Raw genomic sequence first — 25760 nt, 5'->3', positions numbered from 1 at the left:
ATATGCCGGGCGCTATCCAGTAACTATCTGATTTGAAATAGCTAGCGGCTCGGTGAGGCGATATGCGAGGTATGCCTGCCTGCTGCGCTAAGACGAATGTCTAACGCGATGGCGGGGGAGGCATCGGCGGGCGCTTACTCGGCAGCGCTCAGTTCACGCCAGGCGGCGTAGGTGCTGAGAAACACGCGGCCGGTGATCTCGTCGAGGAAGTGGCTGCGGTTGAGCTGGTCCATCACCGGCCCCTTGACCTCGGCCAGGTGCAGGGTGACGTCAGAGTCCTTGAGGCGCGCGTTGATCGCGTCGAGGCTCTCCAGCGCCGAGGCGTCGATCAGGTTGACCGCCGAGCAGATCAGCACCACGTGCTCGAGCTCGGGCCGGCTGGCGACCAGGTCGTAGACGGTATCCTCGAGATAGCGGGCGTTGGCGAAGTAGAGGCTCTCGTCGATGCGCAGCAGGGCGAGGTGGCTGGCGGTTTCCACCTCATGGCGGGTCAGGTTGCGGAAGTGCTCGGTGCCGGGCACGCGGCCGACCAGCGCACTGTGCGGACGGCTGGTGCGATACAGGAATAGCCCGACGGAGAGGGCGACCCCGGCGATGATGCCAGCCTCCACGCCCTCCACCAGGGTCAGCAGGATGGTCACCGCCATGGCGGCGAAGTCGCTTCGCGAGTAGCGCCAGGTCTGGCGCAGCATGTCGATATCCACCAGGGTCAGGATCGAGACGGTGATGGTCGCGGCCAGGGTGGCGATCGGCAGGTAGTAGAGCAGCGAGGTCATCGACAGGGTGACCAGGGCGATGCCGAGCGCGGCGAAGGCGCCGGCGGCGGGGGTCTGGGCGCCGGCATCGAAGTTGATCACGGTGCGCGACAGCCCACCGGTGACCGGCATGCCGCCGCTGAAACCGGCGGCGAGGTTGGCACCGCCGAGACCGATCAGCTCCTGGTTGGGCGATATCCGCTGGCGCCGCTTGGCGGCCAGCATCTGGCCCATCGAGATCGATTCGACGAAGCCCACCAGGCTGATCAGCAGTGCAGGGATCAGCAGGGCTCGCCACAGCGACAGCTCACTGAAGGGCAGGGTCAGCGGCGGCAGGCCCTGAGGAATAGCGCCGACTACCGCCACGCCGCTGGCCGCCAGGTCCCAATACCAGGTGGCCAGGGTGGTGGCGACCACCGCGAACACCGGCCCGGCCTTGGCCAGCAGGTCGGCCAGGCCTGCCACCAGGCCCAGACGGCACAGGGTGTCGCGCCCGTAGCGGCGCATCAGCACCAGGAAGCTCAGGGTGCCCAGGCCGATCACCAGCGTGGGTAAGTGGATATCGGCGAGGTTGGGGATCAGGGTGACAAGACGCTCGAGCAGCGTGAAGCCGCTGCTGTGGATACCCAGCATGCTGCCCACCTGGCTGGCGGCGATGAGAATACCCGAGGCGGTGAGGAAGCCGGAAATCACCGGATGACTGAGGAAGTTGGTGAAGAAGCCCAGCTTCATCAGCCCCATGGCGGCGAGCATGCCCCCCGACAGCAGCGATAGCACCAGCGCCGCCTGCAGATACTCCGGGCTGCCCGGGCTTGCCACCGCCGACAGCGCAGCGCCGGTCATCAGCGCGATGATCGCCACCGGGCCCACCGCCAGGGTGCGACTAGTGCCGAACAGGCAATAGACCAGCTGCGGCAAGATACTGGCGTAGAGCCCCACCACCGCGGGCAGGCCGGCGAGAATCGCATAGGCCAGCGACTGCGGAATCACCATCACCGTGACGATGATGCCGGCCAGCAGGTCGGCGCCGAACAGCCGTCGGTGATAGTGGGGCAGCCAGGCGAGAATCGGCAGGTAGCGCTTGAGCATCACGGCCCTGTGTCGGCAGGCGATAGGGAATGGCGTCGTTTGACGAACATCAGAGGTTACCGGAAATCGGCCGCGATGTTGACCGCTATGCGGCGCTAACGCGCTAACATGGGGCTTGGCGATCTTGACGCGAGGCGACCATGGCATTCGATACCCGCTACCTCGAGAACCAGCTGCTGGCGCTGCTGGCGATACCCTCGCCGTCGCTGCATACCGCTGCGATCGCCGACCATCTGGCGGATGAACTCACGCGCCTGGGACTGGTGACTCGGCGCACTGCTCGCGGTGACCTGCTGGCCGAGGCGCCGGACGGCGCAGCGCGGCGGGCGATTACTACCCACATGGATACCCTGGGTGCGATGGTGGTGCGGCTCAAGGACAACGGCCGGCTGGCGGTCAGGCCGATCGGCTCGTGGAATGCACGCTTTGCCGATGGCGCGCGGGTCAAGCTGCATGGCGAAGCAGGAGAGGTGCTGGCGACGGGCACCCTGCTGCCGACGAAGGCATCGGGACATGTCCATAACGAGGCGATCGATCGGCTGCCGGCAGACTGGGCGCATATCGAGCTGCGCCTGGATCTGGTCGATACCGCGCCGGCGGCGCTGCGCGAGCAGGGCATCGAGGTGGGCGCGCTGGTCAGCGTCGACAGCCAGCCCAGCGTTACCGACAGCGGCTTTATCAATGCCCGCCACCTCGACAACAAGGCGGCCATTGCCTGCCTGCTGACGGCAGTCCGTGCGGTCGGCCTGCCGCCCGATGTGCGCCTGGTGTTCTCGTGTGCCGAGGAGCTGGGGGTGGGCATCACTGGGGTAATGTTCCAAGGCATCGAGGAGGTGCTCAACCTGGATATCGCCGCCCAGGGCGAGGGCCAGATCGTCTGCCACCACGGGGTGACCATCGCCATGCTCGACTCCCTGGGGCCGCTGCATCCCGTTGCCACAAGGCGACTGATCGCGCTGTGCCGTGAGCAGCAGATCCCCTTTACCCGCGACTGCTTTCCCTACTACTACTGCGACGGCGACGCCGCGGCCAAGGCGGGCCTCGATGTGCGCAATGCGCTGGCCTGTTTCGGCGCCGATGCCTCCCACGGCTGGGAGCGAGTGCACCGCGACTCGCTAGTGGCGCTGAGTCGGCTGGTGATGGCCTGGCTGCCGGCGCCCTGAGCGTGGCTGATGATGTCGCCACTAATGTCATGCAACCTGGTGTAATTGGCTCAGGCAGTTATCTAATCAAGCCAGCCTCCATGAAAAAAAAGCCATCAAAAAAGACTATTTAAACTCGCCTCGTTATACGCCGTCGCCAACTGTCCCTATGCTGTTGCTACAGCGTTCGCTCATCCTGGCTGTATCACTACCTTGCAAGTGAAGGTGTGAGCCGCTTGCAGGCGACTCCCAGGAAAGGAACGCAAGGCAATGCCAAGGAGAGCGACATGGCAGCGGTATTGACGGGAGGGATTCTGTTGTTGCTGGGGATGGGCCTGGCAATCGGTGGCGTATGGCTCGCGGCACTCGGAGGAAGCTGGTTTTACCTGCTGGCTGCGCTAGGGTTTCTGGTCACCGCCGGGCTGTTGATCAAGCGACATGGCGCAGCCCTGTGGGTCTATGCCGTGGTGGTGATCATTACCCTGCTGTGGGCGCTATGGGAAGTCGGGCTCGACTGGTGGGCGTTGCTGCCCCGCTGCAGCCTGGTGGTCCTGATTGGCCTGTGGTTGTTGACCCCCTGGGTCACCCGGTCGCTTGGCACCCCCGCGACATCACGCGCCCCGGCCAGCGCTGCCACCAGTCGTTTCTGGCCGGGGTTCGATTCGCGGAGCATGGCGCCGCTGGCCGCTGTGCTGGTCGTCTCGGCGGTCGTGGCGCTGGCCTCGCTATTCACTGATCCGCACGCGGTGCAGGGCCAGCTACCCGACGCGGTGGCGAGGTCAGCGCATGAGGCGGACGCCCACGGCGATGAGGCCCAGCAGGTCGAGGGCAGCGCCGATGGCGAGTGGCACGCCTATGGCAGGACCGGGTTCGGTCAGCGCTATTCACCGCTGGACGAGATCACGCCGGACAACGTGGGCGAGCTCGAGGTGCTCTGGACCTTCAATACCGGCGATATGCGCGGCCCGGGCGACCCCATCGAGACCACCTACCAAGTGACGCCGCTCAAGGTCGACGACACGCTGTACCTGTGTACCCCGCATAGCCTGGTCATCGCGCTCGATGCCGACGATGGCAGCGAGAGATGGCGTTTCGATCCGCAGTCGCCGCAGGACATCAACCGTCAGCACCAGACCTGCCGCGGCGTGTCATATCACCCCGGCAGCGATGAGAGCGCCGATGCCGACGAGATGCACTGTGCGCGACGCATTTTCATGCCCACCGCCGATGCGCGCCTCTTGGCACTCGATGCCGAGAGTGGCCGTGCCTGCGTGGGATTCGGCGACGATGGCGCCATCGATCTGTCGGCCAACATGCCGAATTACCGGCCGGGCTTCTACTACTCCACGTCGCCGCCGGTGGTCACCCAAGAACTGGTCATCATCGGTGGCGCCATCAACGACAATGTGACCACCGACAACACCTCGGGCGTGATACGCGCCTATGATGTCCAGAGTGGCGAGCTGGTCTGGAACTGGGATCCGCGCAACCCCGAGGCAACCGATCCCATCGCCGACGATGAGTTCTATGTCGCCAACAGCCCCAACATGTGGTCGATCGCCAGCGTCGATGAAGACCTCGGCATGGTCTATCTGCCGATGGGCAACCAGCCCCCCGACCAGTGGGGCGTGGAGCGTGACGAGTTCACCGGCCGCTTCGCGTCGTCCATCGTCGCGCTCAACCTTGCCGATGGTCGGGTCGAGTGGGTCTTCCAGACCGTTCATCACGACCTGTGGGATTATGACGTGTCCTCCCAGCCCAGCCTGATCGACCTGAGCATGCCGGAAGGTGATGTGCCGGCGCTGGTGGCACCAACCAAGCAGGGCGATCTGTTCGTGCTCAATCGTGAGACCGGCGAGCCGATCCTGCCGGTGGTGGAAGAGGAAGTGTCTCAAGCCACGCAGTTGCCCGATGTCGCCCATCCCACCCAGCCTGCCTCGGCGCTCTCCCTGGAGCCAGCGCCGCTGCAGGAGGCGGCCATGTGGGGCTTGACGCTTTTCGACCAGTTGGCCTGTCGTATCGCGTTTCGCCAGCTGAACTACGAAGGACGCTATACCCCGCCGTCGACCAACGGCACGCTGGTCTATCCGGGCAATTTCGGTGTCTTCAACTGGGGCGGCATCGCCGTTGACCCGGAGCGTCAGGTCGCCTTCACCACGCCTGGCTATCTCGCCTTCGTGTCGCGCCTGATTCCACGCGACGACGACTATAGCCTTCATGTCAGCATGGATTCGCCGGGCCCGGGCATCAACGAGAACTTCGGTGCGCCTTACGCGGTGGAACTCATGCCGTTCATGTCGCCCATCGACCTGCCCTGCCAGCAGCCGCCCTGGGGCATGGTCGCCGGCGCCGACCTGCGGACCGGGGAGGTCGTCTGGCAACATCGCAATGGCACCGTGCGTGACCTCGCGCCGCTGCCGCTACCGTTCAAGCTTGGCGTTCCCGACCTGGGTGGCCCCGTGATGACGGCGGGAGGCGTGGCATTCATGAGCGGCACCCTGGACTACTACGTTCGCGCCTACGACGTGACGACCGGCGAGCAGCTGTGGGAAGACCGCTTGCCCGCCGGCGGACAGGCCACGCCGATGACCTACCGCAACTCGCAGGGAAAGCAGGTGCTAGTGGTCGTGGCGGGCGGCCATGGCTCGCTGGGCACCAAGGCCGGTGATGCCATCATCGCCTATGCCTTGCCCGAATGAACGCCGCCCTGCCTAGGGAGATGCGATATCGGATACCGCTAAGTGCCGGGCGCTGACTTGCCCGGCCAGTGGCCCTGCAGCGCCAGGTATTCGCGGCTCGGTGCGCTGGCCGCTCCCTCGGCCTTGAAGAAGGTCTTCTCCAGCATCGCCTCGCGGGCTTCCATCAGCGCCTGGGCGGCACGCATATGCTCGGCCATGACGCGGCTGGCGCGCTCGGCGTCAGCGTCGCGCAGCGCGGCGATCAACTGCTGCTGGTAGTCGTGGCCGCGCTGGCGCAGCTCCGGGTAGGGATGCTGATAGATGCGCTGGCAGACGGTGTGGTTCATCAGTAGCCGAATCGGGTAGCGACACATCAGCGCCAGCAGCGGATTGGGGCAGTGCTCGACCAGCAGCAGGTGGAATTCGAGCTCCTTGTGACGCTGGGTGTGCTCCTCCTCGAGGGTGGCCGGAGGGTGGTCGTAGTAGGCCATCACTGCCTCCAGGCCGGCGAAGGCCGCGGCGTCGAGCCGGCCGGCGATGCTCGCCACCAGCGCCGGCTCGAGTTGCTTGCGTACCTCGTAGATGTCGTGAATGGTCGGCGGACGAAAGAAGAAGTAGTTGCCGAGCAGCTCCATGCTGCGGTCGGCGCTGACCTCGGCGATAAAGGCGCCGCCCTTGGGTCCGGTACGGGTCTGGATCAGGCCCTGTGCCTCGAGGGCGCGCATCGCCTCGCGAATGGTGCCCTTGGAGGCGCCCAGGGCATCGATCAGATGCTGCTCCTGGGGCAGTCGCTCGCCGGGCGTCAGGCCATGCTCGGCGATATAGTCCTTGAGCGCCTCGGCGATGGCATGGGTGCGCTTGCGGCGCGGAGCAGCGGCGGGCGATGACGAATTCATGGCGCTTCCGGAGTGGCGTTGATCGAGGCGCTAGCCTGCCACGGCCCCCGCTCGGGGTACAGGCAGGCGGCACGATGCGAATGTTGGCCAAGTGCGTCCAGCGCAGGCGGTGCCTGGCGGCAGGCGTCGCGGGCCTTGGGGCAGCGCGGTGCGAAGGCGCAGCCGGGGGGCGGGTCGAGCGGGTCGGGCAGTTCGGCGGCCGTGGATTCGGCAACGATGGGCGGGCCGCCGGGTATCGGCGCGCTGCCCAGCAGCAGCCGGGTGTAGGGGTGGGCGGGCTCGCTGAACAGCAGGCGCGCCGGGGCCTGTTCCACTACCCGTCCGAAGTACATCACCGCGATGCGCTGGCTGATGGTCTCGACCACCGACAGGTCGTGGCTGATGAACAGGTAGGTGAGGTCGAATTCGGCCTTGAGCCGACGCAGCAGCTTGAGCACCTGGGCCTGGACCGAGACATCCAGTGCCGAGACCGGCTCGTCGAGCACCAGCACCTCGGGCTCTGCGGCCAGCGCCCGGGCGATGCCGATGCGCTGGGCCTGGCCGCCGGAGAACTCATGGGGATAGCGGCTCACGAACTCGGGGCGCAGATTGACCACCTCGAGTAGCTCGGCGATGCGCGCGTCCAGCGCCCGGCCCGAGAGGCCGCGCAGGTGCTTGAGCGGAGCGGCGAGGATATCGCGGATACGCATGCGCGGGTTGAGCGAACTGAGCGGGTCCTGGAAGACGTACTGGATTCGCCGCGACAGCGCGTGACGATCGTGGCGGCGCATGGCTTGCAGGTCCTCGCCGGCGAAACGCACCTGGCCGGCAGTGGGGGTGTCGAGCCCGACCAGCATGCGCGCCAGGGTCGACTTGCCGCAGCCGGACTCGCCGACGATGCCCAGGGTCTCGCCGCGCGCCACCTGCAGGTCGACGCCCTGCACGGCGTGTACGCCCGGTTTGGCCACCCCCAGCAGGCTGCGGCCACCGCCGAAGGTGCGCGTCAGCCCGGTGATGTCGAGCAGCGGTTCAGGCATGGGCAGCTCCGGTCGTGGTGCGGTTGGCCAGCGGCTTGATGCAGCGCACCTGGCGCCGGGCGTCGCTGGCGATCAGGGCGATGTCCCCCTCGCGGCAGCGCGGCTCGGCCAGGTCGCAGCGCTCGGCGAAGGCGCAGCCTTCTGGCAGGGCGTTGGCCGCCGGTGGCAGGCCGGGAATCGCCGCCGGCTCGTGGTCGGGGTCGCCGAGGCGGGGTACGCAGTCGATCAGCCGCCGGGTGTAGGGGTGGCGCGGATTGGCCAACAGTTCCTGCGTGGGACCTACCTCGACGATGCGGCCGGCGTACATCACCGCCACGCGGTCGCAGATCTGCGACACCACGCCGAAATCGTGGGTGATGAACAGCACCGCGGTGCCCTGCGACTCGCGCAGTCGCTTGAGCAGGGCCAGGATCTGCGCCTGAACCGTGACGTCCAGCGCCGTGGTAGGTTCGTCGGCGATGATCAGCTGCGGGTCATTGGCCAGCGCCATGGCGATACCGACCCGCTGGCGCATGCCGCCGGACAGCTCGTGGGGGTACTGGGCCGCGCGGCGCTCGGGGTTGGGGATCCGCACCTGGCCGAGCAGCGCCACGGCACGCTCGTGGGCGGCCTGGCGCGACAGCGGCTGATGGGTGCGAATCGCCTCGACCAGCTGCTCGCCGACCTTGATCAGCGGATGCAGGGTCGAGAGCGGATCCTGGAACACGTAGGCCACCTGATTGCCGCGCACCTTGCGCAGCTCACGGATGCCAAGGTCGAGCAGGTCGCGACCCTCGAACTCGACGCGCCCGCCGCTGATCACCCCCGGCGGCGAGGCCACCAGGCCGAGCAGCGACAGCGCGGTGACCGACTTGCCGGAGCCCGATTCGCCGACCAGTCCCAGGCACTCGTTGGGCTGGAGGGCGAAGCTCACGCCGTTGACGGCACGGTAGGTGTCGCGGCCGACCTCGAAATCGGTGTGCAGGCCGTCGACCTCGAGCAGCGCCGGTGCCTGGCCGGGCACGTGTACCGCGTCATCGACCTTGGCGTGGCGCCGACGGCGCAGGCGGGTCTGCGGCGCCGGGCGCGACAGCGCGCCGGACTTGAGGCGCGGGTCGAGGGCGTCGCGCACGCCGTCGCCGAGCAGGTTGATGCTCATCACCAGCAGGAAGATCGCGATCCCCGGCAGGGTGGCGACATGCGGGGCGTTGATGATCATGCGCCGGCCCTCGCCGAGCATCGAACCGAGGTCGGCCTGGGGCGGCTGGGCGCCGAGGCCGAGGAAGCTCAGCCCGGCGGTCTCGAGGATCATCCAGCCCACCGTGGTGGAGAGGGTGATGACGATCACCGGCAGCACGTTGGGCAGTATCTCGCTGAGCAGGATGCGCAGGTCGCCCTTGCCCGACAGCCGTGCGGCGTCGACGAACTCGCGATGCGCGATGCTCACCGTGGCGCCGCGGATATTACGTGCGAAGAATGGGATATTGACGATGGCAATGGCGTAGAGGGCGTTCATCAGCCCCGGCCCCAGCACCGCGACGATGGCCAGCGCCAGCAGGATGTAGGGAAACGCCATCAGCATGTCGATGCCGCGCATCAGTACGTTGTCGGTGCGCCCGCCGAAGTAGCCCGACACCAGCCCGATCAGCGAGCCGATGAAGGCCGCCACCAGCGAGGCGGCGATGCCCACCGCCAGGCTGACCCGCAGGCCCCACAGCAGCCGCGAGAGAATATCGCGACCGAGCTGGTCGGTACCCAGCCAGTGGCCCTCGGAGAGCGGTGGCTGCAGGCGGTTGGCGGGATTGGTGGCGTTGGGCTCGAGCAGCGGCAGCAGCGGGGTGACCAGCGCCAGCACCACCAGGGCCAGCAGCAGCAGGCCACCGAATGCCGCCAGGCGGTTGCGCGCCAGCAGTTTGAGGAATGCCATCATGCCTTGATCCTCGGGTCGAGCCAGTACTGCAGCAGGTCGGCGCATAGGTTGAACAGCACGTAGCTGGCGGCCACCACCAGCACGCCGCCCTGGACCAGCAGGATGTCACGGGTCGAGATGGCGGTGACCAGCATGCGGCCGATGCCGGGCCACTGGAACACCGTCTCGATGTACACCGCACCGCCGATCACGAAGCCGGCCTGCACGCCGATCACTGGGATCAGGTTGACCAGTGCCACCTTGAAGGCGTGGCCGAGGATCACGCGATTCTCGTCGAGGCCCTTGGCGCGGGCGGTGCGAATATAGTCCTGGCGCAGCACCTCGAGCATGTTGGAACGGGTCAGTCGCGCGATCACCCCGGCTGCCACTACCGCCAGGGCAATGGCCGGCAATACCAGGTGACGCAGCAGGTCGGGCAGGTCGCCGCCGCCGTAGATCGAGTACATGCCGCTGACCGGAAACCAGCGCAGCTCCACCGAGAACAGCAGAATCATCAGCATGCCCAGCCAGAAGGCCGGCACCGAGATACCGATCAGCACCAGCAGGGTGATGATGCGATCGGCCCAACCGTACTGGCGCACCGCCGAGACGATGCCGGCAATCACGCCGATCACCACGCACAGCGCCAGTGAGGTGCCGGCCAGGATCAGGGTCGCGCCGAAGCGCTCCAGCACCTCGTCGAGTACCGGCCGGTTGAGGTGGTAGGAGCGCCCGAAGTCGCCCTGCAGGATATTGGTCAGCCACACCCAGTACTGCTGCGGCAGGCTGAGGTCGAGGCCGAGGTTGGCGCGCAGCCGCGCCAGGTTCTCCGGCGTGGCATAGGAGCCAAGGATGGCCAGCGCCGGGTCACCGGGGATCAGCGACATGATCAAAAACACGATCACCGTCAGCCCCAGCAGCACCGGCACCGTCATCAGCAGGCGGCGCAGTACGTAGAGATGCATGTCATCACTCCGCTTGGCGTAGGCCTCCGGGCAGGCGTGCCTGCCCGGGGCTCGGCGTGCTTACGGCTTGCTGACCTCGTGGAGCAGCAGGAAGAACGACGGCTGCAGGCGGAAGCCCTCCACCGCGGCGCTGGACACCGCGTTCTGCTGCCAGTTGGCGATGAAGGCCCAGGGCGCGTCCTCGTGGACAATGGCCTGCATCTCCTTGTACAACGCAGCACGCTCGTCCTGGTCGACGCTGCGGCGGGCCTGCTCGAGCAGCGCGTCGACCTCCGGATTGCTGTAGTAGCCGGAGTTGAAGCCGCCCTGGTCGGGCATGGCCTCGCTGCGCAGGGCCAGGAACGGCAGGGTGTCCGGGTCGTTGGTCATCCACGCCATCTGCGCCATGTCGGCCTTGCCTTCGAGGCCCGGGTTGACCTCGCCGAGGAAGGTGTTCCACTCGTAGGTCTCGATGCTGACGTCGAGGCCGACATCGGCCAGGTCGGCCTGGATCGCCGCGCCCATGGGGATCGGGTCGAGCATCCCCGAGCCGCCCTCGGTGACATAAAAGGTAAGCTCGGCGCCCTCATGACCGGCCTCGGCGATCAGCTCGCGGGCGCGCTCCGGGTCATAGGGGTAGGGCTCGAGCTCCTCGTTGTAGGCCCACTCGAAGGCCGGCGGAATCGGGCCGGCGGCTACCGTGGCGGTGCCCTCGAGGATGTTGTCGACCAGCGACTCCTTGTCGATGGCGTAGTTGATCGCCTGGCGCATGCTGCGCTCGGCGAAGGGGCCCTCCTTGGTATTGAGGATCAGGAACCACAGGTGCGGGCCGGCCTGTTCGGACACCTGGTACATCGGGTCCTCGGCGAACTGGGCGACGTTGTCCGGTGGCACCTCGACCATCAGGTCGATACCGCCAGCCATCATCTCGGCGACCCGGGTGTTGGCATCGGTGATCGGCCGAAATACCACCGCCTCCAGCGCCGGCGCGCCGTCCCAGTAGTCGGGGTTGGCGCTTGCCACCACGCGGCTGTTGCTCTGCCACTCCTCGAACTGGAAGGGCCCGGTGCCCGAGGGGTTGCGGCCGAAGTCCTCGCCGTGCTCCTCCACCGCCGCCGGTGAGACGATCAGGCCGGTGGGGTAGGCGAGGTTGGAGAGGAAGGGCGCATAGGGCTCGTCGAGGGTGAAGGTCACCTCGTGCTCGCCGCTGGCCACGACGCTGTCGATGGCCTCGAAGAAGAACGCCAGCGGGAAGGAGCCGGTGTCGTGGTAGGGGTGCTCCTCGTCGAGCATGCGCTCGAAGTGAAACACCACGGCTTCGGCGTCGAAGGCGCTGCCGTCATGGAAGCTGACGTCGTCGCGCAGGGTGAAGGTGTAGACGGTGCCGTCGTCACTGATCTGCCACTCGCTGGCCAGCGCCGGCTCGACCTCGAGGGTGCCGTCGGCGTAGCGCACCAGGCCGTCGTACATGTTCATCATGATGCGGAAGTCGTTGACCGCGGTGACCTGGGCCGGGTCCAGCGACTGCGGCTCGGCGATCTGGCCGACCACCAGCACGTTGGGCGGGGTCTGGGCGGCGAGCGGGGCGCTCAAGCCGGCCACGGCGATTGCCAGGGCCGATAGCCCCAGGCCCTTGGGCAGTGCGAGGGAGCGAATCATCGTGCCTCTCCTGATGTTGTTGAGGTTGTCGTGGGTGAGCACAAGCGGCTACGCTGAAGGTGTTTTGTATTTATCATGATAAATCTCTCTAATTAGGTATGGCATAGGCGAGAGCGTGATGCAAGTGGCGAGGCGAGGCAGGTGGATATGGGGATTTGCCGAGCAAGAGGGGCACCCACAGCTGGTCGCCCGGGACTGATCCGGGGACAGGCCTGCGAGGAGGCGCTGTAAACCCGTCCCTGGGCGCTACCAACGCCACAAGTAATGCAGAGTCGAGGGGGTATGCAATGACCTACAGCATTATCGGATATGACTACGCCAGCGGTGCCCACGGCATCGCCTGCGCCACCGGCGGTCCGGCACTGGGTGCCTTCGTGCCGCATCTGCGTGCCGGGGTTGGAGCAGCAATCACCCAGGGATACAGCACCAATGTACTGGCCGCCGAACAGGGCCTGGCGGCGCTGGCTGACGGCATGTCGGTAGAGGCGGTGGTGGAAGCGCTCCAGCGTGACGACCGGGGCGCCGCCTGGCGACAGATCGCGCTGATGGATGCCCGGGGCCGGAGCGCCGGCTGGAGCGGTGAACACAACGTGCCGGTGGTCGCGCTACTGCGCGAGCCGGGCGTGGTGGTAGCCGGCAACATGCTGGCAAGTGATCGGGTCGGAACGCTGATGATGGAGGCGTATCGGCGTAGCCGCGCAAACGCCGACAACCTGGACGCTGCGCTGCTAGCGGCGCTGAACGCCGGCTGCGACGCCGGTGGCGACGCCCGCGGCACGCGCTCGGCGGCACTCAGGGTGCGGGCGCCGGGCGGGCTGCCGCTGGACCTGCGCATCGACGATGCCATGAATGCGGTGGTCGAGCTGCTGGCCCTCAAGCGGCGGGTCGACCATGATCGCGACTATCAGGCCTTTCTTGGGCGGCTGCCGACGGCCAATGACCCGCATCGTCACTGAGCGGGCATTATTGTACTAGAGACGGGAATTCGCGTGAGTCAATCGATACGTGAATGTTGAAAAATTATAATTTTTAAAACTCAATGCAGGGGCCAGGCTAGGGGCTATCCTAACAACACGCCTGATCACAAGGCCACGACACGAGATGCCCGTATGCTGAACGTCGATTCCCCGCTCTATCGCGAGCAGGTCGGCAGCGAATCAACCGCCGACCCCGCGCTCAATCACGCCTTCTGGATGCCGTTTACCGGTAACCGCGACTTTCACGCCAAGCCACGCATGGTGACCGGCGCCGAGGGGCGCTACTTCATCGATCGCCACGGCCGCCGGCTGTTCGATTCGCTGTCCGGGCTTTGGACCTGCGGCGCCGGCCACAATCGCGAGGAGATCCGCGACGCGGTCTCCCGGCAGCTGGGCAGCCTCGATTTCGCGCCGGGCTTCCAGGTCGGCCATCCGCTGGCCTTCGAGCTGGCGGAAAAGGTCGCGAGCCTGACCCCGGCGGGGCTCGATCACGTATTCTTCACCAACTCCGGCTCCGAGGCTGCCGACACCTCGGTGAAGATGGCCAAGGCATACTGGCGTCTCAAGGGCAAGCCCGAGAAGACCCGTCTGATCGGCCGCGCCAAGGGCTATCACGGGGTCAATATTGGCGGCACCAGCCTGGGTGGCATCGGTGGCAACCGCAAGCACTACGGTCAGCTGATGGATGTCACTCACCTGCCGCACACCCTGCAGCCCCAGCTCGCCTTTACCCGCGGTCAGGCCGAGACCGGCGCCGAGCTCGCCGATGCGCTGCTCGAACAGATCGCGCTGCACGACGCTTCCAACATCGCCGCGGTGATCGTCGAGCCAATGTCGGGCTCGGCGGGGGTCATCGTGCCGCCCAAGGGCTATCTACAGCGCCTGCGCCAGATCTGCGATCAGCACGACATCCTGCTGATCTTCGACGAGGTGATCACTGCTTTTGGCCGCTGCGGTGCTACCACCGGCGCCGAAGCCTTCGGCGTCACGCCGGATATCATGAACGTCGCCAAGCAGCTGACCAACGGCGCGGTGCCGATGGGTGCGGTAATTGCCTCGGGCGAGATCTTCGACACCTTCATGCACGGCGGCGGTGCCAAGCATGCCATCGAATTCCCCCATGGCTATACCTACAGCGGCCACCCGGTGGCCTGTGCCGCGGGCCTGGCGGCGCTGGAGCTATTCGAGCGCGAGCAGTTCCCGGCCCAGGTGGCGGCCATTGCGCCGCTCTTTGAAGACAAGCTGCACGCCCTGAAGGGGCGGCGGCATATCGTCGATATTCGCAACTACGGCCTGGCCGGCGCCCTGCAGCTGGCGCCACGTGACGGCGATCCCACGATACGTCCCCGCGATGCCGCGGTAGCGCTATGGGACGCCGGCTTCTACGTGCGTTACGGTGGCGATACCCTGCAGTTCGGTCCGCCGTTCTCGACCACCGGCGATGAGCTCGAGCGGCTCTTCGATGCCGTGGCCACGACCCTCGATCATCTTGCCTGAGCCCAGCGCTCAGGCAGTAATATACGTATTTCAGGAGTCAGCATGGAACAGGTTACCCATTTGATCGGCGGTGAGCGCGTCGCCGCCGAACGCTATCTCGACATCACCAATCCTTCGACAGGCGCGGTGATCCGTCAGGTGGCAGACGCCGATGGCACCACCGTCGAGCAGGCCGTTGCCGCGGCCAAGGCGGCCTTTCCCGCCTGGCGCGACACCCCGCCGGCCAAGCGCGCCCAGGTGATGTTTCGCTTCAAGCAGCTGCTCGAGGACAACGCCGAGCGGCTTACCCGCCTGATCAGCGAGGAGCATGGCAAGGTGCTCGAGGATGCGCTGGGCGAGCTCAAGCGCGGCATCGAGAACGTCGAATACGCCTGCGGCGTGCCGGAGCTGGTCAAGGGCGAGTATTCGCACAACGTCGGGCCGAACATCGATGCCTGGTCGAACTTCCAGCCGCTGGGCGTGGTGGCCGGCATCACGCCGTTCAACTTCCCGGCGATGGTGCCGCTGTGGATGTATCCCATGGCCATCGCCTGCGGCAACACCTTCATCCTCAAGCCCTCGGAGAAGGATCCCACCTCGGCGCTGGCGATCGCCGAGCTGCTCGAGGAAGCCGGCGCGCCCAAGGGCGTGATCAACGTCGTTCACGGCGGCCGCGAGGCGGTCGAGGCGCTGCTCGACGCACCGGACGTGCAGGCGCTGTCCTTCGTCGGCTCGACGCCGATCGCCGAGGCGATCTACTCCCGTGGCTGTGCCAACGGCAAGCGGGTGCAGGCGCTGGGTGGGGCCAAGAACCACGCCGTGGTGCTGCCCGATGCCGATATCGATAACGCCGCCAATACCCTGATGGGGGCCGCCTACGGCAGCTGCGGCGAGCGCTGCATGGCGATCTCGGTGGCGGTCTGCGTCGGCGACGAGACCGCCGAGCGGCTGATCGAGGCGCTGCGGCCCAAGATCGACGCGCTGAAGATCGGTGCCGGTACCCAGCCCGGGCTCGACATGGGGCCGCTGGTTACCGCCGAACATCGCGACAAGGTGCTCGGCTTCATCGATGACGGCGTGGCCGCCGGCGCCGAGCTGGTCGCCGATGGCCGTGGCCTGACCGTGCCGGGCCACGAGCAGGGCTTCTTCATCGGTGGCTGCTTGTTCGACAAGGTCAGCGCCGACATGCGCATCTACCAGGAGGAGATCTTCGGCCCGGTACTGTGCGTGGTCCGGGTCGACAGCCTGGATGCGGCCATCGAGCTGATCAACGCCCACGAATACGGCAACGGCACCTGCCTGTTCACCGGCGACGGCGAAGCGGCGCGGCGCTTCGCCGACCAGATCCAGGTCGGCATGGTGGGTATCAACGTACCGCTGCCGGTGCCGGTGGCCTACCACAGCTTCGGCGGCTGGAAGCGCTCGCTGTTCGGCGACCTGCACGCCTACGGCCCCGATGCGGTGCGCTTCTACACTCGCCGCAAGGCCGTCAGCCAGCGCTGGCCGGCGCCCTTCGAGAAGACCCACGCCGAGTTCACTTTCCCCTCCGGCGGCAGTTGAGCCGCCCGCGCTGCATTGGCGTCTCGCGGGGCGCCCTGTCGTAGGACAGGGCGCCCCGCGTGCGTCTACGGCCTAGGTCGATGCGGCCAATGTCGTAGCAAGAAACATCCATGATTGCCGATATTCTGCATGACTCGACAATAATAAGCGGGAGTGAATATGGGCAAGCTAGTGTGCGCAGGGGCGTGTCTACTGCTAATTGCCGCCGGGTGGCTGGGGGCGTCGTTTCAGGCCGCCTGGGCATTGGCGCTGGCGCTATTGATGGCGGCACTGGGGGGCGCCGGAGTGATGCTGGCGAGGAGCTGCGCGGTCTATGCCGCGGGCGAGGAACCGGCCTCTGGCGGGAAGTCTGGTGCGTCGCCGCTGGCCGACTACCGCTCGCTCAAGGCGATGGCCTATCGTCTGATGGGTCGCGCCAGCCGCACGGCGATCGCCTCGGCCGAGGTGTCGCACCATGCCGATCGCATGGATCAGCGGCTGGCGCGGCAGGACCAGGTGGTCAAGGAGGCGGTGGCCAGCATGCAGGCGATCACCGCCGCTATCGAGCAGGTCACCCGCAGCGCCCAGCAGGTTGCCGAGCTCGCCGGGCAGTCGCGGGTCTCCAATGCCGCCAGTCGTGATGCCCTGACCCAGGTGATCGAGGAGATGCGCGCCCTGGCGGCACGCTCCGAGGAAGCCCTGGGACTGTTGACCACGCTCAGCACCAAGAGCGAGAGCGTGCGCCACGTGACTGCGCTGATCGAGGATATCGCCGAGCAGACCAACCTGCTGTCGCTGAATGCTTCCATCGAGGCGGCCAGGGCCGGTGAACATGGCCGTGGTTTTGCGGTGGTGGCCGGCGAGGTACGCCAGCTGGCGGGCCGCACCTCGGACGCCACTCGTCAGGTCGAGAGCCTGGTCGGGGAAATCGGCGACAGCAGCCAGCGGGTGGTGGAGACCATCGGTCATCTGATGCAGCGGGTCGGCGATCGGGCCCGGGAGGTCGAGACGGTCGGCCAGCAGCTCGCTGATGTTACCCAGCACGTCGACAGCGTCGAGTCGCAGATCGGCAGCATCGCCGAGGCGATGGCCGATACCAATGGCCACAGCCAGCAGATCGCCACCACCCTGCAGCAGCTGGACGTCGACACCGCGGCCAGCACCCGCGACATGCATGACTTGGCCGAGCAGGCGCGCGCGCTGATGGATGCCGCCGAGGGCGTCGACGGTGAACTCGCCCTGCAGCGCCTCAACGGTCGCCATCAGCAAGTGCTGCAGGCTGCGCGGCGTAGCGCCGAGCAGATCGGCAAGCTGTTCGAGCAGGCCGTGAAACGCGGCGAGATGAGCCTCGAGCAGCTGTTCTCCGAGTCCTATGTGCCGCTGCCCGATACCCGGCCGGCCAAGTACCAGACCCACTATGATCAGTTCACCGACCGCCATCTGCCGGCTATTCAGGAGCCACTTCTCGAGGCCCTCGACCTGGCCTACGCCATTACCTGCGATCGCCGTGGCTATGTGCCGACCCACAATCGTCGCGTCAGTCAGCCAGCCACCGGCGACTATCAGCATGATCTACACTACAGCCGCAGCAAGCGCATCTTCGACGATCCAACCGGCCGCCGCTGCGGGGCACACCAGAAGCCTTTGCTACTGCAAACCTACAAACGTGATACTGGCGAGGTGATGCACGACCTGTCGGTGCCGATCTTCGTGCAGGGGCGCCACTGGGGCGGTTTTCGCATCGGCTACCAGCCTGCAGGGGGAGAAAACGTATAGGGAGACGCGGCATGTACAGGCAAGGAACGCCGCGGAGGACGGTCGGATCACGGCTGGTCGGCAGCCTGCTGGGGCTGCTGCTCGGGGCGGCGTGGCTGCCGGCCCTGGCGCATGATATCCACGTGCTGGCGTCCTACCACCAGGGCAACCCCTGGACCGATGATCTGGTCGCGCATATCGGGGCGGCGGTGGAGCGCCGCGATGACAGCTTGGCGCTAAGCGTCGACTATCTGGATGCGCGGCGCATCGATGAGAGCGAGGCCTTTGCGCTGCACCGTTCGCGTCTGGCCGGGCGTCTTGCGGCAGCGCCTGCCGAGTATCTCATCCTGCTCGACGACGCCGCCCTGCGCTTCTATCTCGACTTCCCGCAAGCGCTGGGCAATCCCCGCCGCGTAGTGGCCGCAGGCATCAACGACCCGGCGCTGTGGGGAGCGGCGACCTATCACGGCGTGCGCCTGGTGGCCACCCAACCGGTGGAGCGGCGCTCGCTGGCGTTTCTGACCGAGCTGTTCGGTGCGCCGTTGCCGCTGCTGGTGCTGGGGGACCGTACGCAGGTGGGGCGCAACCTGACCCGATCGATGCTCGAGGCAATTGACGCCAATGAGCAGGTCGAACTGTTCGACGTGCTCTGGGAATGGAGCCCCGAGCAGGTGACCGAGGCATATCGCGACGCCCCACCTGGCACCCAGGTATATCTGGTCGAAGGTCAGACCATGGGGGCGTCCGATATCGACGCCGAACGGCGCACCTGGTTGAACCAGTTGGAGGCGCGCGGCATTGCGGTCTTCTGCCACCTGCCGTACCAGATCGCGCTGGGCTGTGACGGTGGCGCGGTGCTGGATATCGAACGGGTAGCCCAGCTGCTGGTCGACTCGCTGCTCAGCCACGCCCACGACCAGCTGCCGGTGATACAGGAGGTAGGCAGCTACCGCTATCTACTCGATGCCCGCTGGCGCCAGCGCGCGGCGGGCCGCGATGATATCGAGTGGCTCAACGTCGAGCGCTATATCAGCGCACGTGCCGGCATGTCCCGCCAGCTGCAGTGGCTGGTGGCTGGGCTGGCTACGCTGCTGCTGGCGAGCCTGGTGGTGCTGGGCTGGCTGCGCTGGCGGATGCTGCGGCAGCGCCAGCGGCTGCTGGTCGACCGACGTACCGGCCTGCACACCCGCCAGGCCCTGGAGGCGGCGGCGTTGGCCAAGCCCGAGCGGGTATTCTCCGGCTGGCTGTTCATGCTCAAGGCACCTCAGCTGCATGATTTTCGCCAGCGGCTCGGGCATGAGGCCGCCTGGTCATTGATGCGCGGGCAGCTGGCGCTGATTCTCCCGCGCCTGCCAGAGGCGTGGCAGCTCTATGTGAACCCCGACCTTACTCTGGTGGGTCATATCGACAGCGACGCCGAGGGCGACCCTGAGGTTCAGTTGGACCGGCTGCTGGCGGCGCTGCCGCAGCTCGATGGCGGTCATCGCCGCCTGGAGTGGTATGCCTGCCTGGTGATGTGCCAGCCGCGGTTGACCAACCTGCCAGCCTACCTGGCGGCGCTGGAGGATGGCATGCATCAGCTGGGGCGCGAGGGCTGGCAGCGGCCGTTGGCGCGGGTCGCGCCCTACGACGAATCGCGGGGCAGTCGCTATCGCAAGCTCTCGGATGCGCTGCGCGAGGCCTTCGAGTCGCACAGCGAGCAGTTCTATCTGCTGATTCAGCCCCAGTTGGCGCCGCGTGACGCTCGTCTGGTGGGCGGCGAACTGCTGGTTCGCTGGCGCCATCCTCATCTGGGCGAGGTGATGCCCAGCGAATTTCTGCCCATCGTCGATGCGCTGGGGCTCAACGACGCTCTCGACCGCTGGGTGATGGAGCAGGGCCTGTGCTGGTTCGAGGCATGCCGCCCCAGGCTTCCCGAGGGCTTCGTGGTGGCGGTCAATATCACCCTCAGTACGCTGGGCCGCGACGACTTTCTGGCCCAGCTGGGCCAGATCATCGAGTCGCGGCAGCTCGACCCGGCGTGTATCGAGCTGGAGATTACCGAGCACGCCAATTTTCACGATCTCGGCGATATCGATCGGGCCATGACCCGGCTGAGAGGCCTTGGCGTGCGACTGGCGCTGGACGACTTCGGTACCGGGCATACCGCCTTCCAGCTGCTCCAGCGGCTGCCGCTGAATAGCGTCAAGCTCGACCGTGAGCTGCTGCAGGCGTCAGGACAGCATGGTCGCGCCCGGGATGCCTACTCGGCGCTGGTGGGTTTCTGCCAGACACTGCGGCTGGGTATCGTCGCGGAGGGTGTCGAGACCGAGGAAGAGGCGCAGTGGCTGGTATCGATGGGCATCGAGGTGGTGCAGGGCTTCTATTTTGCGCGACCCATGCCTTTCGATGATTTCCTCGTGCGCTACGGCAAAGGCTAAAGTTTTGATTGTCCCTGCCGTTAACTAATATTACAAGATATTTCCGGGTATGCTTAAGGATCGCGAGATGCGGCCTGACTGACACTCGATGTTACCTTTCGGCGCTGTCAGGTGCGCCGTTCGTCATGGTCACCCTGCTGGAGAAGGCCGGCCGGGATTGTTAACGGAGTCAGCATGTTCCAGGCCGCGAAAAGCGCCAAACTGGCACTCGACAGCACGCTGCTGGGAGATTCGCTCGAGGCGCTGTTTGCGCCGGCGCAGTTGATCGACGATGTGCAGTGGGTGAGTGGGTTTGCCGGCCCCTCTCTGCAGCGTTTGCTGCACGTACCGGCGCTGCGCGAGCGCGGCCCGCAGCGTGACGCCCTGGGCAAGATGCCCGAGCTGGCCCTGGCCTGGCGACGGCTGGCCTGCGGCGAGGTCAGGCTGGGCGACTGGCTGCCTCAGCATGACGCTGAGTGGGCGGCCTACAGCGATTTCGTCAGCTTCGTGATGTATGCCAGTACCCTGATTGAGCTCCACGAAAAGCCCTCACTGCGCCGCCTCCAGCACCTGCTGGGGCTGGCTGCGCTGCGCCTCAAGCTCGACCCGCTGATTCACCGCCAGCCCGAGCTCGCGGTGCGTCTGGGGATCATGATCGATACGCCCGGCTATCTGGTGGCAGTGGAGATCGCTGCCGCCTGCCAACTGCGCGTGGCCTCGGTGCGCAACGCCATCTCGCGGCGTGAAATGATCGCCGACCCGGCCCACGGCGTGCCGGTGGATGCAGCGCTGGACTGGATGGTGCAGCGCCGTGGCTTCCTCTATCCGGTGATCAACGCCATCACCCCGGGGCGGCGCATCAACGGCCGCCTGGCCAATCAGTGGCTGCTGCAGGACCCGCGGGTGGAGCAGCTGCGCCGCGTCACTCGGCTACGCATGATGCAGTGGCGGGTGTTGGGCTCTCAGCGCTGCTTCGGGGTCAACGAGCAGGGGCTGCATCACTGCCTGGTGACGCTGCCGGCGAATGATCCCGATGGGCTCGCCGCGGCCGGCCTCAAGGCACTGGAGGATCGCTCCGACGACAGTGCGGTGGCGCTCTACCGGCAGAGTTTCGCCGCGGCGGTGGTCGGCGATGGTGCCGGTGAGGCGCCGATCCACCAGGGCGTGGTGCCGACCATGCAGGCGCTGGATACGCTACTCGACTATCTCGCCGATGCCGCTCAGGCCGCCCGCGGCGCGCCGTCCGATCTGCCCTGCCAGGCTGACCAGGAGTAGAGCGCCAGGCCGATCCAGATGAGTACGAAGGTCGCCAGCTGCAGCGGCGTGATCGTCTCGCCGAAGATCAGCAGGGCGATGAAGAACTGAATGGTCGGGTTGATGTACATCAGAAAGCCCAGGGTTGCCAGGCGCAGGCGGCGTGCGGCCCCGGCAAACGCCAGCAGGGGCAGGGCGGTGATCACTCCGCTGGCGATCAGCAGCCAGGTATGGCGTGCCTCGCCGAGGAAGTGCGAGACCTCGAGGTGGGTCAACCAGCCGAGGGCCAGCAGTGCCAGCGGCAGCAGCAGTAGCGTTTCGACGAACAGTCCTGACAGACCATCCAGCGGCACCTGCTTGCGCAGCAGGCCGTAGGTGCCGAACGAGAAGGCCAGTACCAGAGTAATCCACGGTAACTCTCCCAGCCCAACCAGTTGGATGGCGATGGCCAGGCTGGCCAGGCCCACCGCCACGCCCTGTAGCGGCGCCATTCGCTCGCGCAGCACCAGCATTCCCAGCCCCACGTTGACCAGCGGCGTAAGAAAGTAGCCGAGGCTGGCCTGCAGCACCTGACGGCTCTCCACGGCGTAGATATAGATCGCCCAGTTGAGGGCGATCAGCAGTGCGCAACCGAGCACGCGGCCCAGTCGCCGCGGTTCGCCCAGCGCCAGGCGTACCGGCGTGAAGCGGCCGAGCACGGCGATCAGGCCGAGCAGGAACAGGCATGACCAGACGATCCGGTGAATCAGGATCTCCCAGGCCGGCACGCCGTCGAACAGCGCGAAAAACAGCGGGAAGCAGCCCCACATGGTGTAGGCGCCGAGCCCGAACAGGGTCCCCTGGGTAGCCTCGCTGAAAGGGGTGTGACGAGTGTGGGACGTCGGTGGCATGATGACCTCGAAAGCAAAGCGCTAATCTATCATAGCCGTGCCAAAACCCCAGGCCTGCGGGATGCAAGGAGGTGCTTAGTGTCAACGCTGCGAACCACCCTGGTGCAGTGCGATCTGCGCTGGGAGGCGCCGCTGGACAACTGCCGAATGCTCGAGCAGCTGCTCGGCGAACTGGACGCGCACGACACCGACCTGATCGTGCTGCCGGAGATGTTTGCCACCGGCTTTACCATGAACTCGCGTGAGATGGCCGAGCCCATGGCCGACAGCCAGAGCGTGGCCTGGCTGCGCGAGCAGGCTCGCCAGCGCGGCTGCGTGGTGACCGGCAGCGTCGCGGTGGTCGAGGCGGGGGAGTACTACAATCGGCTGATCTGGGCGCGTCCCGACGGCACTCTGAGCCACTATGACAAGCGCCATCTGTTTCGTATGGCCGGCGAGCATGAACGCTACGCCATGGGCGAGCAGCGGGTAGTGGTGGAACTCAACGGTTTTCGCGTGCTGCTCAGCGTCTGCTACGACCTGCGCTTTCCGGTCTGGCTGCGCCAGCAGCCCACGCCCAGCGGATTCGAATACGATGCGCTGCTGTGCGTGGCCAACTGGCCGGCGCCACGCCGCCATCCCTGGCGTACCCTGCTGCAGGCGCGTGCCATCGAGAACCTGTGCTACGTGGTTGGCGTCAATCGCGTCGGCGAGGATGCCAAGGGGCTCGCCTATGCCGGCGACTCGATGCTCGTCGACTTCAAGGGCGAGGCGCTGATCGACGAGCCGCGCGATCGCCCCTTCCTGCGCACTGAGCATCTTGAGCGCCAGGCACTGGAGGACTTTCGCCAGGCCTTCCCGGCATGGCAGGATGCGGACCCCTTCACCCTGCTCCATGAGACCCCACGCTAATGCGCCTCGACAAGTTTCTCGCCGATACCACCGACCTGACCCGCAGCCTGGCCAAGAAGGCGCTGCACCGCGAAGAGGTCAGCGTCGATGGCCAGGTGACCAAGAACCCGGCGACCCAGGTCGATGCCGACAGCGAGGTGCGCTGGCTGGGCCGGCGCCTGGCGCTGGTAGGACTACGCTATGTCATGCTGCACAAGCCGGCCGGTGTCGAGTGCAGCGCGCGGCGTGGGCTCTACCCGCTGGTTCGCGAGCTGATCGAGCTGCCCAACGTCGAGCGGCTGCAGACGGTGGGGCGCCTCGATGTGGATACCACCGGCCTGGTGCTGCTCAGCGACGACGGCCAGTGGTCGCACCGCGTGACCTCGCCCAAGCGCCGCTGCGGCAAGGTTTATCGGGTCACCCTCAGCGATGCGCTGGAGGGTGAGGCGCTGGCCGAGGCACAGCGCGACTTTGCCGAGGGCATACTGCTCGACGGCGAGGAAAAAGTGACGCGTCCGGCCGAGCTTGCGATGCGCGCGCCGCGCGAGGCCGAGCTGACCCTCTATGAGGGCAAGTACCATCAGGTCAAGCGCATGTTCGCGGCCATCGGCCACCACGTCGAGGCGTTACACCGCGAGTCGGTGGGGCCGCTGGCGCTGGGTGACTTGGCGGTGGGGGAGTGGCGTGAGCTGACAGACGCCGAAGTGGCCGCCTTCTAGCCCTCGGGAGACGCCGCGTTGGCGGCCCAGGTGGCGCTGCGGTCGCGTCCCTGGTGCTTGGCCTGGTAGAGCGCCTTGTCGGCCAGGCCAAGCAGCTCGCCGGGGTGCCGGGCATGGCACGGATAAGTCGCCACCCCGCAGGAGAGGGTGATGCTGGGCAATCCAACGCTGCCATGCTGCAGGCTCACGCCGCGTGCCCGCGCTACCAGTTCGGCGGCGCGGCTCTCTGCCTGCTCGGTGTTGGCGCCCGGCAGCAGGGCGACGAACTCCTCGCCGCCCAGTCGGCAGACCACGTCGGCGCCGCGGAAGTGCTCCTGCAGCAGCAGCGCGATGGTCGCCAGTACGCTGTCGCCCGCCTCGTGACCGTAACGGTCGTTGAACTGCTTGAAATGATCCAAGTCGATCATCACCAGCGACAAGGGCGTGCCCTCGCGGTCGGCACGGGTCGCCTCATGCTGCATCAGCTCATCGAAATAGCGGCGGTTCTTGAGGCCGGTGAGAGGGTCCGTATAGGAGTAGCCCTCGAGCTTGTGCACCAGTAGGTCGAGTTGCGCGGTACGCGCCCTCACTTGTGCCTCCAGCTGATGGTTGAGGCGTGCCAGCTGGTACTGGGTGTTGCGATAGTGCCACAGTGAGATCCCCACCATGGCCAGCGAAAAGGCCAGCAGTCCCAGACTGACCGGCACCTTGCGCCAGCCGAGCAGGCCATGAGCCACCGCCATGTCCACCAGGAGCAGGATGGCCATGAGGGTGAAGGCGACGATGATCCAGCGCTGCTCGGTGTCGAGGTGGGCGACTCGCCAGCCGGCCAGGGTCAGCATCAGCGGCAGGGTCATGGCCAGCATCAGGTCGAAGGGCGGAAAGGTGCTGGAGACGCTCACCAAGCCGCTGAGGATGCCCCCCAGAGCGCCCACCAGGTAGGCCAGATGCAGCTGCCACAAGCGCTGCATCCAGCGGCGTGGCCATCCCTCCAGCCAGTGCGCAAGCAGCAGCCCCATGGCCACGGGGAGGGTGAAATAGCCGCTGGCGGCGATGCCATCCCATAGCAGCGGCCGGTTCAGCATCAGCTGACTGGCCTGGGTTTCGGCGAGAATCATGCTGCCAGCGGCCAGTGAGAAGAGCGCGACGGCGGCCAGGCTTCGGCGCTGAGTGCCGATCGCCGCGAAGGTCGCCGCCAACAGCGCCAGCAGCAGCGAGAAGGCGCTGATGATCACGTCGTGCAGGGAGCGCTTCACGACCATGGCCAGCACGTCCAGGCGGTCCATCAGCTTGACCTCTCCCCAGAGGCCGATATCGGTGTAGTTGGAGAAGACCCGGACGTGGAGGGTCCTGCCGGCGAAGTCCTCGGGTAGCTCGATCATGTGCCAGGGCCAGCCGGCGAACGTGCCGCGGCCCTGGTCATCGAACTCGCCGTATTGATAGAGCGGCTCGCCATCCAGGAAGAACTGGGCGATGAGATCGATGCTGTAGATGTAGATGACCGGATCGCGCCACTCGCCATCCGGCAAGGTGGTGCGCAGCCATAGGTGCTGCTGTCCCGCTCTCCCGGGGGGATTGGAAGGGAAGCCGATCTCCTGCCAGTCCTCGGCGGCCTTGTCGTGGCGCCATATCGGCCTGCCCGAGGCATCGAGCGGAGAGTCCCCCCAGCGCCACTCCCAGCCGGAAAGGTCCTTGGGCGGAGCAGTCGCTGCCGAGGCGCTATGGGTCAGCAGCAGGCAGAGCGCGGCCAGCAGCACAACCAGGATACGAGGCATCGGGCACCCATCGACTAGTGGCGTAGCGCCGAGTATAGGCGAGGGTTCGAGCCGAGTCGC

The 25760-nt window shown here is 66.5% G+C and carries 18 protein-coding genes; 10 read left to right on the top strand and 8 right to left on the bottom strand.

The genetic code is table 11. From position 1 onward, the window contains the following. Positions 1 to 134: 134 nt before the first annotated feature. Positions 135 to 1844 (bottom strand): SulP family inorganic anion transporter, encoded by a 1710-nt coding sequence (locus QC821_RS11970; RefSeq protein ID WP_309721540.1) that lies wholly within the window; start codon positions 1842 to 1844, stop codon positions 135 to 137. Positions 1845 to 1984: 140 nt separating this feature from the next. Here QC821_RS11970 and QC821_RS11965 point away from each other — a divergent pair, with 140 nt between their 5' ends. Together QC821_RS11965 and QC821_RS11960 are read left to right on the top strand one after the other, a co-directional pair. After that, positions 1985 to 3007, top strand: a complete 1023-nt coding sequence (locus QC821_RS11965; RefSeq protein WP_309721537.1) for a zinc-binding metallopeptidase family protein — start codon at positions 1985 to 1987, stop codon at positions 3005 to 3007. Between the two features lie 266 nt (positions 3008 to 3273). Further along, on the top strand, positions 3274 to 5685 hold the full coding sequence (locus QC821_RS11960; protein WP_309721534.1) for a membrane-bound PQQ-dependent dehydrogenase, glucose/quinate/shikimate family: 2412 nt from the start codon (positions 3274 to 3276) through the stop codon (positions 5683 to 5685). A 38-nt stretch (positions 5686 to 5723) separates the two neighbouring features. Here the strand turns inward: QC821_RS11960 and QC821_RS11955 are convergent, their stop codons facing one another. Genes QC821_RS11955 through QC821_RS11935 form a run of 5 tightly spaced genes read right to left on the bottom strand, consistent with a single transcriptional unit; the run spans position 5724 to position 12067 of the window. Then, on the bottom strand, positions 5724 to 6560 hold the full coding sequence (locus QC821_RS11955; protein WP_309721531.1) for a FadR/GntR family transcriptional regulator: 837 nt from the start codon (positions 6558 to 6560) through the stop codon (positions 5724 to 5726). After that, positions 6557 to 7576 carry an ABC transporter ATP-binding protein gene (locus QC821_RS11950; RefSeq protein WP_309721527.1) on the bottom strand — a complete coding sequence of 340 codons (1020 nt, stop codon included), beginning with the start codon at positions 7574 to 7576 and terminating at the stop codon, positions 6557 to 6559. Before QC821_RS11950 ends, QC821_RS11955 begins: the two co-directional genes overlap by 4 nt. After that, positions 7569 to 9482: a dipeptide/oligopeptide/nickel ABC transporter permease/ATP-binding protein gene (locus QC821_RS11945; RefSeq protein WP_309721525.1), complete on the bottom strand. Its 1914-nt coding sequence runs from the start codon at positions 9480 to 9482 to the stop codon at positions 7569 to 7571. The genes QC821_RS11950 and QC821_RS11945 overlap by 8 nt, the downstream gene beginning before the upstream one ends. Continuing rightward, on the bottom strand, positions 9482 to 10429 hold the full coding sequence (locus QC821_RS11940) for an ABC transporter permease (RefSeq protein ID WP_309721522.1): 948 nt from the start codon (positions 10427 to 10429) through the stop codon (positions 9482 to 9484). Before QC821_RS11940 ends, QC821_RS11945 begins: the two co-directional genes overlap by 1 nt. Positions 10430 to 10489: 60 nt before the next feature. Then, positions 10490 to 12067 carry an ABC transporter substrate-binding protein gene (locus tag QC821_RS11935; RefSeq protein ID WP_309721520.1) on the bottom strand — a complete coding sequence of 526 codons (1578 nt, stop codon included), beginning with the start codon at positions 12065 to 12067 and terminating at the stop codon, positions 10490 to 10492. 287 nt (positions 12068 to 12354) lie between these two features. Between QC821_RS11935 and QC821_RS11930 the strand changes: the two genes are divergently transcribed. From QC821_RS11930 to QC821_RS11905, 6 genes are all read left to right on the top strand, one after another. Further along, positions 12355 to 13023: a DUF1028 domain-containing protein gene (locus tag QC821_RS11930; RefSeq protein WP_309721517.1), complete on the top strand. Its 669-nt coding sequence runs from the start codon at positions 12355 to 12357 to the stop codon at positions 13021 to 13023. Positions 13024 to 13176: 153 nt separating this feature from the next. After that, the gene (gene aptA / locus QC821_RS11925; protein WP_422720109.1) at positions 13177 to 14541 is read left to right on the top strand and encodes an omega-aminotransferase AptA; all 1365 of its coding nucleotides are present in this window, start codon (positions 13177 to 13179) and stop codon (positions 14539 to 14541) included. Positions 14542 to 14583: 42 nt separating this feature from the next. After that, positions 14584 to 16080, top strand: coding sequence for a CoA-acylating methylmalonate-semialdehyde dehydrogenase (locus tag QC821_RS11920; RefSeq protein ID WP_309721514.1), 1497 nt, complete (start codon positions 14584 to 14586; stop codon positions 16078 to 16080). A 159-nt stretch (positions 16081 to 16239) separates the two neighbouring features. Further along, positions 16240 to 17835, top strand: coding sequence for a methyl-accepting chemotaxis protein (locus QC821_RS11915; protein ID WP_309721511.1), 1596 nt, complete (start codon positions 16240 to 16242; stop codon positions 17833 to 17835). 11 nt (positions 17836 to 17846) lie between these two features. Beyond that, complete coding sequence (locus tag QC821_RS11910; RefSeq protein WP_309721508.1) at positions 17847 to 20234, top strand: EAL domain-containing protein; 2388 nt, start codon at positions 17847 to 17849, stop codon at positions 20232 to 20234. A gap of 174 nt (positions 20235 to 20408) precedes the next feature. Continuing rightward, the gene (locus QC821_RS11905; protein WP_309721505.1) at positions 20409 to 21488 is read left to right on the top strand and encodes a hypothetical protein; all 1080 of its coding nucleotides are present in this window, start codon (positions 20409 to 20411) and stop codon (positions 21486 to 21488) included. On the opposite strand, the gene rarD is transcribed toward QC821_RS11905, so the two are convergent. Then, the gene (rarD, locus tag QC821_RS11900; RefSeq protein ID WP_309721502.1) at positions 21434 to 22357 is read right to left on the bottom strand and encodes an EamA family transporter RarD; all 924 of its coding nucleotides are present in this window, start codon (positions 22355 to 22357) and stop codon (positions 21434 to 21436) included. The two genes, QC821_RS11905 and rarD, sit on opposite strands and share 55 nt — an antisense overlap. A 78-nt stretch (positions 22358 to 22435) precedes the next feature. Between rarD and QC821_RS11895 the strand changes: the two genes are divergently transcribed. Further along, entirely contained in the window at positions 22436 to 23248 is an 813-nt protein-coding gene (locus tag QC821_RS11895) for an amidohydrolase (protein ID WP_309721500.1), read from the top strand. Then, positions 23248 to 23946 (top strand): pseudouridine synthase, encoded by a 699-nt coding sequence (locus tag QC821_RS11890; protein WP_309721497.1) that lies wholly within the window; start codon positions 23248 to 23250, stop codon positions 23944 to 23946. Before QC821_RS11895 ends, QC821_RS11890 begins: the two co-directional genes overlap by 1 nt. Here QC821_RS11890 and QC821_RS11885 read toward each other — a convergent pair. Beyond that, positions 23943 to 25700 (bottom strand): sensor domain-containing diguanylate cyclase, encoded by a 1758-nt coding sequence (locus QC821_RS11885; protein ID WP_309721495.1) that lies wholly within the window; start codon positions 25698 to 25700, stop codon positions 23943 to 23945. The genes QC821_RS11890 and QC821_RS11885 overlap by 4 nt on opposite strands. Positions 25701 to 25760 lie beyond the last annotated feature (60 nt).

Source organism: Franzmannia qiaohouensis, from assembly GCF_031451695.1.
Taxonomy (GTDB): Bacteria; Pseudomonadota; Gammaproteobacteria; order Pseudomonadales; family Halomonadaceae; genus Franzmannia; species Franzmannia qiaohouensis.
This window is presented reverse-complemented; position numbering and strand designations above follow the sequence as displayed.

Bases quoted from the DNA above. Each gene is read 5' to 3' on its own strand.
- QC821_RS11965 (WP_309721537.1), top strand. From the start codon at position 1,985: ATGGCATTCGATACCCGCTACCTCGAGAACCAGCTGCTGGCGCTGCTG.
- QC821_RS11955 (WP_309721531.1), bottom strand. From the start codon at position 6,560: ATGAATTCGTCATCGCCCGCCGCTGCTCCGCGCCGCAAGCGCACCCAT.
- QC821_RS11970 (WP_309721540.1), bottom strand. From the start codon at position 1,844: ATGCTCAAGCGCTACCTGCCGATTCTCGCCTGGCTGCCCCACTATCAC.
- QC821_RS11890 (WP_309721497.1), top strand. From the start codon at position 23,248: ATGCGCCTCGACAAGTTTCTCGCCGATACCACCGACCTGACCCGCAGC.
- QC821_RS11940 (WP_309721522.1), bottom strand. From the start codon at position 10,429: ATGCATCTCTACGTACTGCGCCGCCTGCTGATGACGGTGCCGGTGCTG.
- rarD (WP_309721502.1), bottom strand. From the start codon at position 22,357: ATGCCACCGACGTCCCACACTCGTCACACCCCTTTCAGCGAGGCTACC.
- QC821_RS11920 (WP_309721514.1), top strand. From the start codon at position 14,584: ATGGAACAGGTTACCCATTTGATCGGCGGTGAGCGCGTCGCCGCCGAA.
- QC821_RS11935 (WP_309721520.1), bottom strand. From the start codon at position 12,067: ATGATTCGCTCCCTCGCACTGCCCAAGGGCCTGGGGCTATCGGCCCTG.
- aptA (WP_422720109.1), top strand. From the start codon at position 13,177: ATGCTGAACGTCGATTCCCCGCTCTATCGCGAGCAGGTCGGCAGCGAA.
- QC821_RS11960 (WP_309721534.1), top strand. From the start codon at position 3,274: ATGGCAGCGGTATTGACGGGAGGGATTCTGTTGTTGCTGGGGATGGGC.
- QC821_RS11945 (WP_309721525.1), bottom strand. From the start codon at position 9,482: ATGGCATTCCTCAAACTGCTGGCGCGCAACCGCCTGGCGGCATTCGGT.
- QC821_RS11930 (WP_309721517.1), top strand. From the start codon at position 12,355: ATGACCTACAGCATTATCGGATATGACTACGCCAGCGGTGCCCACGGC.
- QC821_RS11950 (WP_309721527.1), bottom strand. From the start codon at position 7,576: ATGCCTGAACCGCTGCTCGACATCACCGGGCTGACGCGCACCTTCGGC.
- QC821_RS11905 (WP_309721505.1), top strand. From the start codon at position 20,409: ATGTTCCAGGCCGCGAAAAGCGCCAAACTGGCACTCGACAGCACGCTG.
- QC821_RS11885 (WP_309721495.1), bottom strand. From the start codon at position 25,700: ATGCCTCGTATCCTGGTTGTGCTGCTGGCCGCGCTCTGCCTGCTGCTG.
- QC821_RS11910 (WP_309721508.1), top strand. From the start codon at position 17,847: ATGTACAGGCAAGGAACGCCGCGGAGGACGGTCGGATCACGGCTGGTC.
- QC821_RS11915 (WP_309721511.1), top strand. From the start codon at position 16,240: ATGGGCAAGCTAGTGTGCGCAGGGGCGTGTCTACTGCTAATTGCCGCC.